This window comes from Streptomyces sp. NPDC046197 (assembly GCF_040646295.1).
Lineage (GTDB): Bacteria > Actinomycetota > Actinomycetes > Streptomycetales > Streptomycetaceae > Streptomyces.
The window spans coordinates 319596-333661 of the sequence record NZ_JBEYZY010000006.1 but is presented as its reverse complement, the minus strand read 5'-3'; the positions used below and the strand labels follow the sequence as shown (position 1 = coordinate 333661).

Annotated in this window: 7 protein-coding genes and 1 pseudogene; 2 read left to right on the top strand and 6 right to left on the bottom strand. The window is 72.5% G+C overall.

From position 1 onward, the window contains the following. Positions 1-57 precede the first annotated feature (57 nt). The 5 genes from AB0A61_RS11895 to AB0A61_RS11875 are packed head-to-tail and all read right to left on the bottom strand — an operon-like array spanning position 58 to position 7977. Entirely contained in the window at positions 58-663 is a 606-nt protein-coding gene (locus tag AB0A61_RS11895) for an ATP/GTP-binding protein (RefSeq protein WP_361289964.1), read from the bottom strand. Further along, positions 644-4273: a hydantoinase B/oxoprolinase family protein gene (locus AB0A61_RS11890; RefSeq protein WP_361289961.1), complete on the bottom strand. Its 3630-nt coding sequence runs from the start codon at positions 4271-4273 to the stop codon at positions 644-646. The genes AB0A61_RS11895 and AB0A61_RS11890 overlap by 20 nt, the downstream gene beginning before the upstream one ends. A 24-nt stretch (positions 4274-4297) precedes the next feature. After that, positions 4298-4693, bottom strand: a complete 396-nt coding sequence (locus AB0A61_RS11885; protein ID WP_361289958.1) for a DUF742 domain-containing protein — start codon at positions 4691-4693, stop codon at positions 4298-4300. Positions 4694-4702: 9 nt separating this feature from the next. Further along, positions 4703-5137, bottom strand: coding sequence for a roadblock/LC7 domain-containing protein (locus AB0A61_RS11880; RefSeq protein WP_361289955.1), 435 nt, complete (start codon positions 5135-5137; stop codon positions 4703-4705). Next, a complete protein-coding gene (locus tag AB0A61_RS11875; protein ID WP_361290045.1) occupies positions 5134-7977 on the bottom strand; it encodes a nitrate- and nitrite sensing domain-containing protein in 2844 nt (947 codons plus the stop codon). The genes AB0A61_RS11880 and AB0A61_RS11875 overlap by 4 nt, the downstream gene beginning before the upstream one ends. Before the next feature lie 419 nt (positions 7978-8396). Between AB0A61_RS11875 and AB0A61_RS11870 the strand changes: the two genes are divergently transcribed. Further along, the gene (locus AB0A61_RS11870; RefSeq protein WP_361289953.1) at positions 8397-9014 is read left to right on the top strand and encodes a hypothetical protein; all 618 of its coding nucleotides are present in this window, start codon (positions 8397-8399) and stop codon (positions 9012-9014) included. A 21-nt stretch (positions 9015-9035) separates the two neighbouring features. Next, a pseudogene (locus AB0A61_RS11865) lies at positions 9036-9299 on the top strand (GMC oxidoreductase); the annotation flags it as partial. Between the two features lie 7 nt (positions 9300-9306). On the opposite strand, the gene AB0A61_RS11860 reads toward AB0A61_RS11865, so the two are convergent. Next, positions 9307-14022 (bottom strand): hypothetical protein, encoded by a 4716-nt coding sequence (locus tag AB0A61_RS11860; protein ID WP_361289950.1) that lies wholly within the window; start codon positions 14020-14022, stop codon positions 9307-9309. Positions 14023-14066 lie beyond the last annotated feature (44 nt).

Below are 14066 nucleotides of genomic sequence, written 5' to 3'. Positions count from 1 at the left end.
GTGCCACGGGACGCGGCCCGTACCCCGGTCGGCGGGGGTACGGGCCGTGCGCGTGGGTCAGGTGGTGACGGTCTGACGTCGGTCGGCCGCGTACGCCATGGCGTGTTCGACGACGCCGATGAGGATCTCCTTCACCGACTCGCGGTCGCGGGCGTCGCACAGCACCAGTGGTACGTCGTCGTCCAGGTCGAGGGCCTGACGGACGTCCTCCTCCGGGTACCGCGCGGCTCCCTCGAAGCAGTTGACACCGACGATGAAGGGAATGGCGCGCCGCTCGAAGTAGTCGACGGCGGCGAAGCAGTCCTCCAGACGGCGCGTGTCGGCCAGCACCACGGCGCCGAGCGCCCCCTCGGACAGCTCGTCCCACATGAACCAGAACCGTTCCTGACCGGGCGTCCCGAACAGGTACAGCACCAGGTCCTCGCGCAGCGTGATACGGCCGAAGTCCATGGCCACCGTGGTGGTGTGCTTGCCCTCCACGCCGCTGGTGTCGTCGACCGGGCGCCCGGCCTCGGTGAGCAGTTCCTCGGTGCGCAGCGGCCTGATCTCGCTGACCGCACCGACCAGGGTGGTCTTGCCCACGCCGAAGCCGCCGGCCACCAGGATCTTGAGCGTGACGGGCTCGACCGGGGGCTTGCCGCGCTCAGAACGCCCGAAGATCATCGATCTCTTCTCCTGCTTGATGGGGGTCGGGTGACGGTGGGCCGTAGCCTCCGCCGCCGGGGGTTTCGATGACGAGTACGTCGCCGGGGACGGCGTCCGCCGAATCGCTTCCCCCGAGTCGGACGACCGTGCCGTCCGCACGCTCCACGCGGTTGGCACCCAGCCCGCCGGGCTCGCCGCCCGCCATGCCGTACGGCGGGACGCGGCGATGCTGGGACAGCGTGGAAACGGTCATGGCCTCCAGGAAGCGGATGCGGCGCACCGCGCCGTCGCCGCCGCGCCGTCGTCCGGCGCCACCGCTGCCGTGCCTGATCGCGAACTCCTCCAGCCGGACCGGCAGCCGCCATTCGAGGATTTCGGGGTCGGTGAGGCGGGAGTTGGTCATGTGGGTCTGGACGACGCTCGCCCCCGGGAAGCTGTCGCCCGCGCCGGAGCCGGAGGCGACCGTCTCGTAGTACTGGTGGCGTTCGTTGCCGAAGGTCACGTTGTTCATCGTCCCGGAACCCTCGGCCTGGACGCCGAGCGCCGCGTACAGCGCGCCGGTGATCGCCTGGGAGGTCTCCACGTTGCCCGCGACGACCGCGGCCGGCGGCTCCGGGCTGAGCATCGAGCCGGGCGGCACAACGATGCGCAGCGGGCGCAGACAGCCGTCGTTGAGCGGGATGTCGTCGGCGACCAGGGTGCGGAAGACGTAGAGGACGGCGGCGTTGACCACGGAGAACGGCGCGTTGAAGTTGGTGGCCAGCTGCGGGGAGGTGCCGGTGAAGTCGATGGTCGCCGACCGCTTCGCCCGGTCCACCCGCACCCGGACCCGGATCACGGCACCGGAGTCGCACTCGTAGGCGTACTCGCCGTCGTCCAGTGCGTCGATGACCCGCCGCACCGCCTCCTCGGCATTGTCCTGGACGTGCCGCATGTAGGCCTGGACGACGTCGAGCCCGAAGTCCTCGATCATGCGGGCGACCTCGTCGACCCCCTTGTGGTTGGCCGCGATCTGGGCGCGCAGGTCGGCCAGGTTCGTCCTGGGGTTGCGGGAGGGGTACGGCGACTCGGTCAGCAGGCGGTGGGTCTCCTCCTCGCGGAGCCGGCCGTTCTCGGTGAGCAGCCAGTTGTCGAAGAGGACGCCCTCCTCCTCGATCGTGCGGCTGTTCGCCGGCATGGAGCCCGGCGCGATGCCGCCGATCTCGGCGTGGTGGCCCCGAGAGGCGACGTAGAAGAGAATCCGGTCACCCTCCGTGTCGAAGACCGGAGTGATCACGGTGATGTCCGGCAGGTGCGTGCCGCCGTGGTACGGGTCGTTGACCGCATACGTGTCCCCCGGTCGCATCCGGGAGCCGCGACGGCGGATGACCTCCTTGACGCTGGTGCCCATGGAACCCAGGTGGACGGGGATGTGCGGGGCGTTGGCCACCAGGTTTCCGTCCGGATCGAACAGGGCGCAGGAGAAGTCCAGGCGTTCCTTGATGTTGACGGACTGGGCCGTCGACTCCAGTCGGGCGCCCATCTGCTCGGCGATGGACATGAAGAGGTTGTTGAAGACCTCGAGCAGAACCGGATCGGCTTGCGTGCCCAGATCGGAACTCTGCGTAACCGCCACGCGTTCCAGGATCAGATGCCCGTCGTCGGTCGCCGCGGCCCGCCAGCCGTCGTCCACGACGGTCGTCGCACTGGCCTCAGTGATGATCGCGGGGCCGGTCACGGTGTGGCCGGGAGGCAGGTCCTCGCGGCGATGGAGGGGGACGTCCCGCAGGGCGCCGCCGGTGTGGAGACGGACGGTCTCCGGGGTGGCGGAGCGGCCTGAGCGGGCGGCCTCGTAAGGGGCGAGGGCGGAGAGATCGGGGGGTTGGGTGATGCCGGTGGCTTCCACGGAGAGGGCCTCGACGACGATCGGGCGGTCGAGCGTGAAGGAGTACGTGGCGCGATGACGTTCTTCGAATGCGTGTGTCATGGCGTCGGGCTCGGTGAGCTCGACGGTGAGGGCGGTGTCCGTTCCGTCGTAGCGGAGTTGGGCGCGCCGGGTGACGCGGATGCGCTCCTGCGGGATGTCCTCGGCGAGCAGTTCCGCGCGGGCGGCGCCCTCCAGGTCGTCGGCGGTCTTCAGGACGCCCGGCATGCAGGCGGGCTCCAGGGGCACTTCGACGGACTGTTCCCGCATGGCCGTGGTGTCGGCGAGGCCGATGCCGAGCGCGGAGAGGACACCGGCCATGGGCGGGACGAGGACGGTGCGGATGCCCAGCGAGTCGGCGACCATGCAGGCGTGCTGGCCGCCCGCACCGCCGAAGGTGGTGAGGGCGTAGCGGGTGACGTCGTGCCCCTTCTGCACGGAGATCCGCTTCACCGCATTGGCGATGTTGGCGACGGCGATCTGCAGGAAGCCCTCCGCGACCTGCTCGGGGGTGCGGTCGTCGCCGGTCTTCTCGCGGATCTCGCGGGCGAGCGCGGTGAAGCGTTCGCGAACGAGTGCGTCGTCCAGGGGCTGGTCGCCGTCGGGGCCGAAGACCTTGGGAAAGTGCGCCGGCTGGATGCGGCCGAGCATGACGTTGGCGTCGGTGACGGCGAGCGGGCCGCCGCCCCTGTAGCAGGCGGGGCCCGGGTCGGCGCCCGCCGAGTCGGGGCCCACACGGTAGCGGGAGCCGTCGAAGTGCAGGATCGAGCCGCCCCCGGCGGCCACGGTGTGGATGTCCAGCATGGGAGCCCGCAGCCGGACGCCCGCGATCTGCGTGGTGAAGACGCGTTCGTACTCGCCCGCGAAATGCGAGACGTCGGTCGAGGTTCCGCCCATGTCGAAGCCGATGACGCGGTCGAAGCCGGCGAGCTGGGACATGCGGGCCATGCCCACGATGCCGCCCGCGGGACCGGACAGGATGGCGTCCTTGCCGCGGAACTGCCCGGCCTCGGCGAGGCCGCCATTGGACTGCATGAACATCAGCCGTACGCCTTCGAGCTTGTCGGCGACGTGCCGGACGTAACGGCGCAGCACGGGCGACAAGTAGGCGTCGACGACGGCGGTGTCCCCGCGCGGGACGAGCTTCATCAGCGGGCTGACCTCGCTGGACAGCGAGATCTGCGGGAAACCGGTCCGGGCGGCCAGCTCGCCCACGGCCTGTTCGTGCGCGGGGTGCAGATGGCTGTGCAGGCAGACCACGGCGACGGCCCGGATCCCGTCCTCGTACGCCTGCTGGAGGGGGTCGGCGAGAGCGTCCAGGTCGGGAGCGCGCAGGACGGTGCCGTCGGCCGCGATGCGCTCGTCGACCTCGATGACCCGCTCGTAGAGCAGCTCGGGCAGTTCGATGCGGCGGGCGAAGATGTGCGGGCGGTTCTGGTAGGCGATACGCAGGGCGTCACGGAAGCCGCGGGTGATGACCAGGAGGGTGCGCTCACCCTTGCGTTCCAGCAGGGCGTTGGTGGCGACGGTGGTGCCCATGCGGACCGACTCGATGGCGTCCGGGGAGCCGTCCAGCAGTTCGCGGACCCCGGCCACGGCAGCGTCGGCGTAGCGCGCGGGGTTGTCGGACAGCAGCTTGTGTGTGATCAGGCGGCCGTCCGGGCGCCGCGCGACGACGTCGGTGAAGGTGCCGCCTCGGTCGACCCAGAACTGCCAGCCTGTCACGTCACTACCCCGCTTCCGCGCCGTTCACAGCGCCCGCAGGCCGTTGATCACGTCGCGCAGAATACTCTCGTCCGGCAGCTCGGCCGGGGGCACCGGACGCTTCACATGGATGTAGGCCTCGTCCACGAGGTCACCGATGAGGACCCGCACCACACCCACGGGGAGGTCCAGCTCCGCGGCGAGTTCGGCGACCGACTGCGGTGTGTTGCGGCACAGCTCGACGATGTCCACGTGTTCGGGAGACAGGGTGTGGTCCGCCTCCGGATCCGCCACATGGGGTTCCGTGGCGACCGTGGCGATCAGGTCGAGGCGGTGCTGGGCCGCGTGGCTGGTGCGTCCCCGCGTCATGGCGTACGGACGGACCACCGGTCCGGCCTCGTCGTCGAACCAGTGGCTTGTTGCCTGACCGTCTCCGCTCATGTCATCCCACTACCCACCGGAGGACAGATCGGTGCGCGGAGCGGTGCCCAGGTGCACACCGACCCGCTTGACGAGAAGCGTCATCTCGTACGCCACCTGGCCCACGTCCGAGTCGGCGTCGGACAGAACGGCGAGGCAGCTGCCGTCGCCGGCGGCCGTCACGAACAGGAACGCCTCGTCCAGCTCGACGACCGTCTGCCGGACGTTTCCCGCCTCGAAGTGGCGGCCGACGCCCTTGGCGAGGCTGTGGAAGCCGGAGGCCACGGCGGCCAGGTGCTCGCTGTCCTCCCGGGTCAGGTCCATGGACACGCCCGTCGGCAGACCGTCCCCGGAGAGCACGATGGCCTTGCGGATGCTTGCCACCCGGTCCACGAGGTCGTCGAGGAGCCAGTTCAGCTCCCCCTTGCTGGTCGCGGTGTGGTCGGTCGCCTTCGGTGCGGTCATCGACCGTCCCCCTTAGTCGTTCCTTGTGCTGTGCCGTCGCGGGCATCGTCGCCCCTCGAGTTCTCCTTGCGGCCGCGCTGCCAGCCACGCTGGAGCGAGGCCATACGGCTGCGTACCTCGTCGGCGTCTCGTTCGACGAGGTCCGCCGAGTCCTCGGTACGCCGCTCGGAGCTCTGCTTCAGTTGCGGGGCGAGGTTCGCCTGCCGTACCCGTCGGGGCAGCGCCCCCGTGCCGGGTCCGGGTTCGCCGGGGCCGGTGGTGCGGCCGGGGCTCGTCTCCCCGGGGCCGCCGGCCGTCAGCCCGGCCGGGCGGGTGCGCCGCGAGAGGGCGGGCGGCTCCTCCGGCAGTCCACCAGCGGCGGGCGATGCGTCGCCTCCGCCGATCCGGTCCACCGAGGCGGAGGCTCGCCTCACCGGTGTGTCGGCGCGGCGGCGGGCGGGCAGTGAGGCCGTCGTCTCCGGTTCCGCCCGGCCGAGACTCGCCGAGGCATTGTCGTCCCCGGAGTCGCGGCGGGACCGCTGCTCGCTGACCGGACGCCCGTGGGAGCTGACCAGCTTGGGCGTGCGCCGCCTGGGCAGGGGGACCGGGCCGCCCGGGCCCTGTTCCTCCGCGGAGTGGTCCGGCGCGCCGCGCAGGCCTGTGGTCTGCCGGTGGGTGGCACCGGGTGATGCGGGAGCGTCGTCCGTCTCCGGGCGAGGCTGTGGGCGACGCGGGCGGAACAGGCCGCCTTGTTCACTGTCCTGGTCGCCGAGCGCGCCCGGGAAGTCGTCGACGGCGTCCAGGTCGACGGGGCCCTCCAGCTCCACCGGGCCGTCCAGGAGGGAGGTCGGCAGCCCGGGCAGTGGCACGGGCGCCCGGGAGAGAGCAGCCCTGTGGGTGTCCGTGAGCTCGGTCTCCTTCGGGGGCCGCTCCCGGTCGAGGCGGAAGCCGACGCCGTTGGTGTCGGGCACGTCGTCGGTCAGCAGCGCGTCGGGGATGAAGACGACCGCGGTGGTGCCGCCGTACGGGGACGGCTGCAGCGAGACGCGGATGTTCTGCCGCTGAGCGAGCCGGCTGACGACGAACAGCCCGAGCCGGTCGGTGTCGGAGAGTTCGAACTCCGGTGTCTCGGCGAGCCGGAGGTTGGCGTCGAGCAGTGCTTCGGCCGCCATGCCGAGGCCCCGGTCGTGGATCTCGAGGGTGAAGCCGTTGGCGACGCGTTCACCGAGAACCTGCACGGCGGTGTGCGGCGGCGAGAACACCGTGGCGTTCTCCAGGAGTTCGGCCACGAGGTGGGTGAGGTCGGCGACGGCCGGACCGGTGACCGCCGTGCGGGGCAGGCGGCGGACCTCGATCCGTTCGTAGTCCTCGACCTCGGCGACGGCGGCGCGCACGACGTCCATCAACTGCACGGGCTTGCGCCACTGCCGGGACGGGGCGGCGCCGGAGAGGATCACCAGGCCCTCGGCGTGCCGACGCATGCGCGTGGTCAGGTGGTCGAGGCGGAAGAGGTCGGCGAGTTCCTCGGTGTCCTCGGTGCGGCGCTCCATCGTGTCGAGGAGGGTGAGCTGCTTGTGCAGCAGGACCTGGCTGCGGCGGGCGAGGTTGACGAAGACCTCGGAGACACCGGCGCGCAGCTCGGCCTGTTTGACGGCGGCCTCGACGGCGGCCCGCTGCAGGGTGTTGAGGGCCTGGCCGACCTCACCGATCTCGTTCCTGTCGTATTCGAGGCGCGGGACCTCGGTCTCGACGTCGACCTGTTCGCCGGTCGACAGGCGGCGCATCACACTGGGCAGTCGGACTCCGGACGCCTCGTGGGCTTCCAGGCGCAGCTGGCGCAGGTCACGTATGAGGCCGCGGCCGATACGCACGGAGAGGACCAGCGAGACCAGCAGAGCGATCAGACCGAGGACGCCGGCGACGACCGCCTGCAGGATGACGTCCATCGCGACCGGACGGACACGGGCCTGGTAGCGGTCGTTCGCCCGGTCGTCGAGGGTGCCCAGTTCGTCGAGCACGGTCCCGGCGTCGATGTTCCAGCTCTGCGCGGTCACCCCGCGGGGGACACCGGTGGTCGTGGACACGGCGGCTTGCTCGGCCACCCGCAGCGGTGCGGAGGTGGCGTTGCTCCAGAAGCGTTCGTAACGGCCGCGTTCCGCGATGGGCAGCACGGGGAGGCTGACGGCGTACAGCAGCGAACGCTGGGCCACGAGGTCGGAGATGTCGCGGCTCTCCGCTCGAGTGAGCTTGCCGACGATCAGTGAGGAGCCGAGCAGCGCGTCCTCCCGGGAGAGCAGTTCGCGGGCCCGGGCCAGGTTGACGAGGGCGCGGTACTGCTTGTCCAGTCCCACGTCGTCGACGACCGGGAGGTTGGCGAGCAGGATGTAGCAGGGGTCGACCAGTCGGTTGTAGAGGTCCAACACCTGGGCACGGCTGACGGTGCCGTCCTCGACGCTGCGGCGCAGGGACTCAAGACCGTCGAAGGCGTCCAGGGCGGCGGACAGCCGTCCTTCGCTCCCGCTGCCCATCGCGCTGCGTACGTCGGAGTCCTTGGCGTTTGCGCGGATCTTGGCGACGGCCTCGTCGGTGGCGGTCCGGCTGTGCCGCAGCGCGGCGAGTCCGTCGGAGGCACGCGGGTCGGCGAGATAGACAAGGGTCTTGCGCCGCTCCTGCTGCACGGCGCGGACTGTGTCCTCGGCGGGGTAGGCGATCTTCTCCACCACCGTTGACACGTTGAGCAGTTGGGCCGCCTGACTTCCCGTGATCACGGTCGCGAAGGCCCAGATCGCGGTCAGGGACAGCAGCGGCACGAGCAGCAGCGCCACGATCTTCCTGCGGATGGACTTCCCGCGAAAGCGCATGGCCTCCCCCAGCTCGACCCCCACCGGCAGGGGGTACACATGTGCGTCAACAAACGGCGCGAGCCTACTACCGACGCACAGTTAACTCGAAGAGCCGTCCGGAAGCTGAACTTCCGTACCGGCGGCAAGAGATGGCGAGTTGTCCGGGCATTGCGGGAGATGACGGCCCGGAACCCGAAGGTGGCGGGTTACCGGAACGGGTCAACTCACTTGGCCGGTTGGCCGATATTTTTCGTTGGTTGGGAATCTTCGTGGCGCCTCGTTCGTCCTTGTCTGTAGGAGATGGGGGCGGAATCGGGCACGCGAGCCGTATCCCGCACCTGGGCGGCGTAAAACAGCGCAAGCCGGGCAACCACTGGGGAGCCGGTGCTTGGGGCACCGGGGCGAGCGGTCTGCTGGCAGTGGGGAGTGACACGGTGATGGGCACGGCGGAGCGGCACGAGGCAGCCGCTGACGGCGGGGTGGCGCAAGTGACGGCGGCGCGGCGGGCGCCGAAGGCGCGGGATCACGACATTCCGCGAGCCGACGGCGGCGTGGACGGCGGCCACGGTCATGCGATGACCCCAGCCACGTCGCAGGACGGACAGGCGGTTCGGACGGGTACGGGCCGACCGGCCGCGCCGCGCGAGCCCCGGGACCAACAGGCCTGCAAGCCCTTGTGGGTCGAGGAGCCGGCGAGGCGGCGCCGGTTGCCGGATCCGGTGCGCGAGGCGGCCGTGCGGGCGGTGCTGATCATCGCCGTGACGCTGATACAGGCGGTCGTGGCGTTCCTGTGCACGATGGCCGGATCCTGGCTGGCCTTCCCGATGGTCCTCAGCAGCGTGGCCAGCACGGTGGTGGCCACCTGGGCCGCCCTCGACGTCTGGGTGACCCGTCAGGTGTGGAGCCAGCGCCACGGCGTCGTGTCGTCGCCGAGCAGCACCGCCCGGGCCCTGCGCCGCGAGCGGCGCCGGACCCTGCGGGAGGAGCGGGCCGCCGAGCGGGCGCACGAGCGCATACGCCGGTCGGGCGGGGCGGGACAGCTGTCGCACCCGTAGAGACAGGGGGCCGGAATTCCGTCGGTGCCGTTCGACGTGAACATCGCGCGGTGGGGCTGTCCGACATCGGAGAACGCGTTCTGCCTGACCCCGAACGTGACCAGGGCGAAGTCCCGGGGCACGGTGCGGCTGCGCACGCGGGACTACCGGGACAAGCCCCAGGTCGATCCGCGGTACTTCACGCACGAGCACGATGTGCGGGTGATGACGTGCGGGCTGAGGCTCACCCGGAAGATCGCCTCACAGCCGGCGCTCAGCGGCTGGGCGGGGGCCGAGCTGGCTCCGGCGAGGGTCACGCGGGGCGTTTGAACATCCGCGTCGCCGTGATCTCGCTGTGCACCGTCTCCCCGTCGGGGGTCTGCTGGGGCAGTCCCGGCCGAAGGTGTTCCTCCACACTGATGTACTTCAGCCCGGCCCTGAGGTCGGCGTCGTTGCGCAGTCGGATGACCAGCGGGAACTCGGCCAGCGCGGTGGTGTCGAACAGGCCGGTGGTATAGAGCAGCTGGACGCCCAGAGCGTCGGAAACGGCCCGCTGGAGCTCCAGCAGATACGTGGCGTTGGCCCGCCCGATGGGGTTGTCGAGGAACAGGGTGCCGGCGTGCCGGTGCTTGTCACGGCCGCGGTCGTTGGACCTTAGCGCCGCCATGGTGCAGTAAAGGGCGATGGCCGCGGTGAGCAGCTGTCCGCCGGAGAACACGTCGCCCATCTGCCCGACGGGGACGCGCTCGGCGCGCAGCACGGCGTCCGGCTTGAGGATCTCGACCGCGACGCCCCTGGGCTGCAGGGCGGCGGCCACACCTCGCAGCAGCAGCGACATGCCGTCGCGCCGCAGGTCGGAGTTCTTCTTCACGGCGGCGCGGGTGGCCTCGTCGATGACCTCACCGAGCCGCTCGGTGAGCGTGGCCTGGTCGGGCTCCTCGAAGCGGATGCGCAGGAACTCCTGCCCGGACCACTCGCCCAGGCCCTCGGGCAGGCGGGACAGCCGCTGGGCGGAACGGAGGGTGGCCAGGGCCGACTCGACGAGGCCGCGCAGGCGGTCCACGATCGAATCCCGGTTGCGCTCCAGCTGCTCCAACTCATCGGTGAGCACCCGCAGTCGGGGCGCGAAGGCGTCGGCCCACCGCTGGGCGTGCTCGGGCAGCGCGGAGGCGGGCAGCTCGCGGATCTGCTGACGGGCCGGGGTGCGGACCTGCTCGTAGCGGGTGGAGTTGGCGTGCCGGACGAGGACGTCGCTCGCCTCGCGCACGCCCGCCTCGGCGGCCGACAGGTCGGCGGCGCAGCCGCGCAGCGAACGGCGTGCCTCGGCCGCCGCCTGCCGGGCATCGTGCGGACCGCCCGGGTAGGGCTCGGGCCTCTCCTGCTCCTCCTCGACGGTGTGCTCACGCAGAAGGTCGCGGAGCATCGCGGCGATCTCGTCGAAGCCGCTCGCCGCGTCCTCGGCGCCGCGGTGGGCTTCGAGGAGTTCGGCGTGCGCCTCGCGGGCCTGGGCCAACGCCTCGGTGCGGGAGGCGAGTTCGGCCGTGGCCGTGCGCAGCAGTGCCTGGGCATGGTCGGCGTCGCGCGGCACCAGCTCCTCGGGGAGTTCGGTGTGCGTCTCGCCGTCCTCGGGGGCGTGCCGCTCGGCCTCACCGCGCAGTCGGCCGAGCTGCTCGCTGGCGCTCGACATGCGCGTCTCCAGAAGCTGCACCAGCTCCTCGGCGCGGACGGCGGCGGCCTGCCGGGAGGGTCCGTCGGAGCCGTCGGGGGACTCCAGCAGCTGCTCCGCGCGGGTACGGACCTTGTTGCTCAGCCGGTCCAGTTCGCCGCGGGCCGCGCTCTCGTCGCTCTCCGCGCGTGCCTGCTCGGCGCGCAGGTCGGCGCCGACGCCCACCTTCTCGTAGACCTGCGAGGCGGCCCGGTAGGCCTCACGGAGGGCGGGCAGGGACGCTTTCGGCACGTCCCCGTCGCTGTCCGGTACGTCGTCGGGGGCACCGGCGATCTCGGCGCGCTCGGCGCGCAGCGCGCGGGCGGTGCGACGGGCGTCGTCGGCGGCGCGCTGGGCGGCGCGCCGGTCCTCGTCGGCGGCGCGGGCACGCTCCAGGCAGGCCTCGGCGCGGGCCTCCGACTCGGCTGACTCGTCGGCGAGTTCGCGCAGTTTGACCTGCCAGCCGGCGCGTTCGCGCAGCCGGAAGGCGAGTCCGGCGAGGGCGTCGGCCGCGCGCCGGGCCCGCTGGGCGGTCTCCTGCTTCTCGTCGCGCGCCTGCGCGGCCTCGGCAGCGGCCTCGTCGGCCTCCGCCCGCAGGGTCCGCGCCTCGGCCAGCTCGGCCTCGGCCTCCTCGGCGAAGGCACGCGCCTCCCGTGCGGCCTCGGCCAGCTCCGCGAGCCGCCCTGCCGGGCAGCCGGTGCGCCACGAGGCCAGTCGCGCCGCCAGCTCACGGTCCTTGCCCAGCCGGGCGGCGAGCCCGCGGATCTCCTCGTCCCGCTCGGTGGCCCGCGCGCGCAGCGCCTGCCGCTCCTCGTCGGCGGCGTGCTCGTCGTGCATGGCCGGGTTCGGCGGTACGAGGAAGACGTCGGCGGGGGTCGCCTCGGCCGCCGGGGTCGGAGCGAGCAGCGCGGCCGCCGTGCCGACGGCCACGGCGGACCTGGGCAGCAGAGCGGCGTCGGCGAGCGCCTCGCGGGCCCGCGCGTGCGTGTCCGGGTCGGTGATGATCACGCCGTCGACCAGCTCGGGCCGGGCAGCCAGCACGCGCGCGTGGTCGGCGGGGTCCACGGCCTGGGCGAGATAGCGCCAGCCCGGCAGGGCCGGGATGCCGTGCTCACCCAGGAACTCCACGGTCGCCAGCACGTCGGGGCCGGGCGGCAGCAGCCCGCCGTCGCCGAGGGCGCCGAGGATCCGGGCGTCGTCCGCGGCGGCCGTGCGCAGCTCGAACAGGTGCCGCTCGGCGCCGGAGACGGCGTCGTCGAGCAACTCGCGCAACTCGTCGGCGAAGCGGTCGAGTTCCTCGGGGGTGAGGGGACCTTCGGCGCGGGTGGCCCGGGCCTGGGCACCGGCCTCGGGGTGCGTGCCGGACGTGCCGGAGGTGTCGGCCGCGGTGGTCCCGATCGCCGTGCCGCCCCTTGCGACGGTCGCGCCGTCACCGCCCGTCCGCGGTCCGGGCACACCGGCCCGTTCCGTGCCGGAGGCACCGGGCAGACCCAGCACCTGTGCGAGCCGGTCCTCGGCCGCCAGCGCCTCCGCGACACGCCGCTCGGCCCCGTGGGACCGCTCCGCCGCGGTCGCCGCGTCCGCCGCGCGGGCCGCCGTCAGCTCCGCGCGGGACTCGGCCGAGGCGGCCTCGCGCGCGTGCTCCGTGGCCTTGCGGGAGGCTTCGCGGGCCTGGTCCCAGGCGGCGACCGCGGTCTTCTCGGCGTCGCTGGCGGCGAGGGCGGCGCGGGCCGGGTCGGCGTCGGGGGCGCTGTCGTCGAGCCAGCCCGCGCGAACCGCCTCGGCGGTCTCCTGCTCGACCTCGGTCAGCCGCTGGCGCAGGTGTCCGGCCTCGCTGCGGGCCCGCTGCGCCTCGGTGGCGGCGGCGGTCGAGTCCCGGTGGGCCGAGTCGCCGACCTGCTGAAGCTGCGCGGACCGCTCCTCCTGCTCGTTGGCGAGGGCGTCGGCGCTGTCGGCCGCCCCGTGCAGGGCGCGTACCAGGTCCACGGCGGCCTTGGCGCGCGCGGCCAGCGCGGGAGCGGCGTCCCGTTCGGCCTCCTGAATGGCGGCGGACACGCGGGCGACCCGGTCGGCGGCGGCGCGGTGGCGCAGCACGGCCTCGGCGGCCTGCCAGGCGGAGTGCAGGGTGCGCGCGTCGGCGAGCTCCCGCTTCTGCGCGGCGGCGGACTTCTCGGCCGCGGTGAGGGCCAGCGAGGCGTGCCGGTAGGCGAGTTCGGCGGCGATGAGCGCGCTGCGCTCCCGTGCGCCCTCGGAGTGCGTGACGGCGTAGGCGGCCGCGGTGACCCGCTGGGCGAGGTCGGCGGCCCGCACCCGCTCCTGCACGGCCCGCGCGGAAAGCCGGCGTGCCAGTGTCCGGGTCCGCCGCTCGGCGCCCGCGTGGATGTCACGCGCGCGGGTGCGCGCCTCGGCGGCCTCCACGATCCGGCCGAGCAGGTCGACCGAGCCGGCGGTGAAGTCCCGTTCGGCGATGAGTTCGGCCCGTCGTCCCAGCTTGTTGCCGAAGCCGCTGACCAGGTCGGCGAGCCCGTCCGTGTCCCGGGTGTCGGTGACGGCGCGCAGCAGCAGGTCGGTGAAGTCGGAGTCCTTCTTCACCGCGAACAGGCCGGCCGCCTCGCCCTCGTCGGCGTTCATCTCCCGCTGGTAGCGAAAGAGTTCGGGGTCGAGGCCGAGCTCGCCGAGGTGCTCGGTCCAGCGCTCGTGGGTCTCCTCCCAGTGCACCTCCAGGTGCGGGTACGCCTTTCCGGCCTCGGTGAGCGCGTCCCGGAAGCCCTTCATGGTGCGCCGGCGGCCCTGCGCGCCCGACTGGCCCTCGACCGGGGGCCGTACGGCGGTGGACTCGGCGACGGGCAGGTTGTCCAGGCTCAGTCCGGGGCCGGGCCGGAAGGAGTACCAGGCCTCGGCGAACTTCCGCGGGTCGCTGGAGACCTGGCGTCCGCGCCACTCGCTCACCTTGCCGACGACCACGCACTCGCCGGTCTGCACGTGCTGCCACTCCAGTGCCACGTGCCCGCAGTCGTCGGCGAGCAGGAACTTGCGCAGCACACCGGAGCTGGCGCCGCCGAGGGTGTTGCGGTGACCGGGCAGCATCACCGAGAAGATCAGCTTGAGCAGGACGGACTTGCCGCCCCCGTTCTCCAGGAAGAGCACGCCGGCGGGTGCGGGCCGGCGCGGCGGGCCGACCGGCTCCTCCTCGAAGAACTCCGCCTGGGTGGGCGCGGGGTCGGGCACCGGCTCGCCCACACCCCGCAGGTCGAGCACGGTGTCGGCGTAGCGCGCACCGGCCGGCCCGATGGAGTAGAGGCGGACCCGGGACAGCTCGTACATGGCGGACTCTCGTCAGTCTTCTTGCGTGGTGCGGATCAGGGCGG

Coding starts and splice junctions, on each gene's coding strand:
- AB0A61_RS11895 (WP_361289964.1), bottom strand. CDS start 663: ATGATCTTCGGGCGTTCTGAGCGCGGCAAGCCCCCGGTCGAGCCCGTC.
- AB0A61_RS11885 (WP_361289958.1), bottom strand. CDS start 4,693: ATGAGCGGAGACGGTCAGGCAACAAGCCACTGGTTCGACGACGAGGCC.
- AB0A61_RS11880 (WP_361289955.1), bottom strand. CDS start 5,137: ATGACCGCACCGAAGGCGACCGACCACACCGCGACCAGCAAGGGGGAG.
- AB0A61_RS11875 (WP_361290045.1), bottom strand. CDS start 7,977: ATGCGCTTTCGCGGGAAGTCCATCCGCAGGAAGATCGTGGCGCTGCTG.
- AB0A61_RS11870 (WP_361289953.1), top strand. CDS start 8,397: ATGGGCACGGCGGAGCGGCACGAGGCAGCCGCTGACGGCGGGGTGGCG.
- AB0A61_RS11860 (WP_361289950.1), bottom strand. CDS start 14,022: ATGTACGAGCTGTCCCGGGTCCGCCTCTACTCCATCGGGCCGGCCGGT.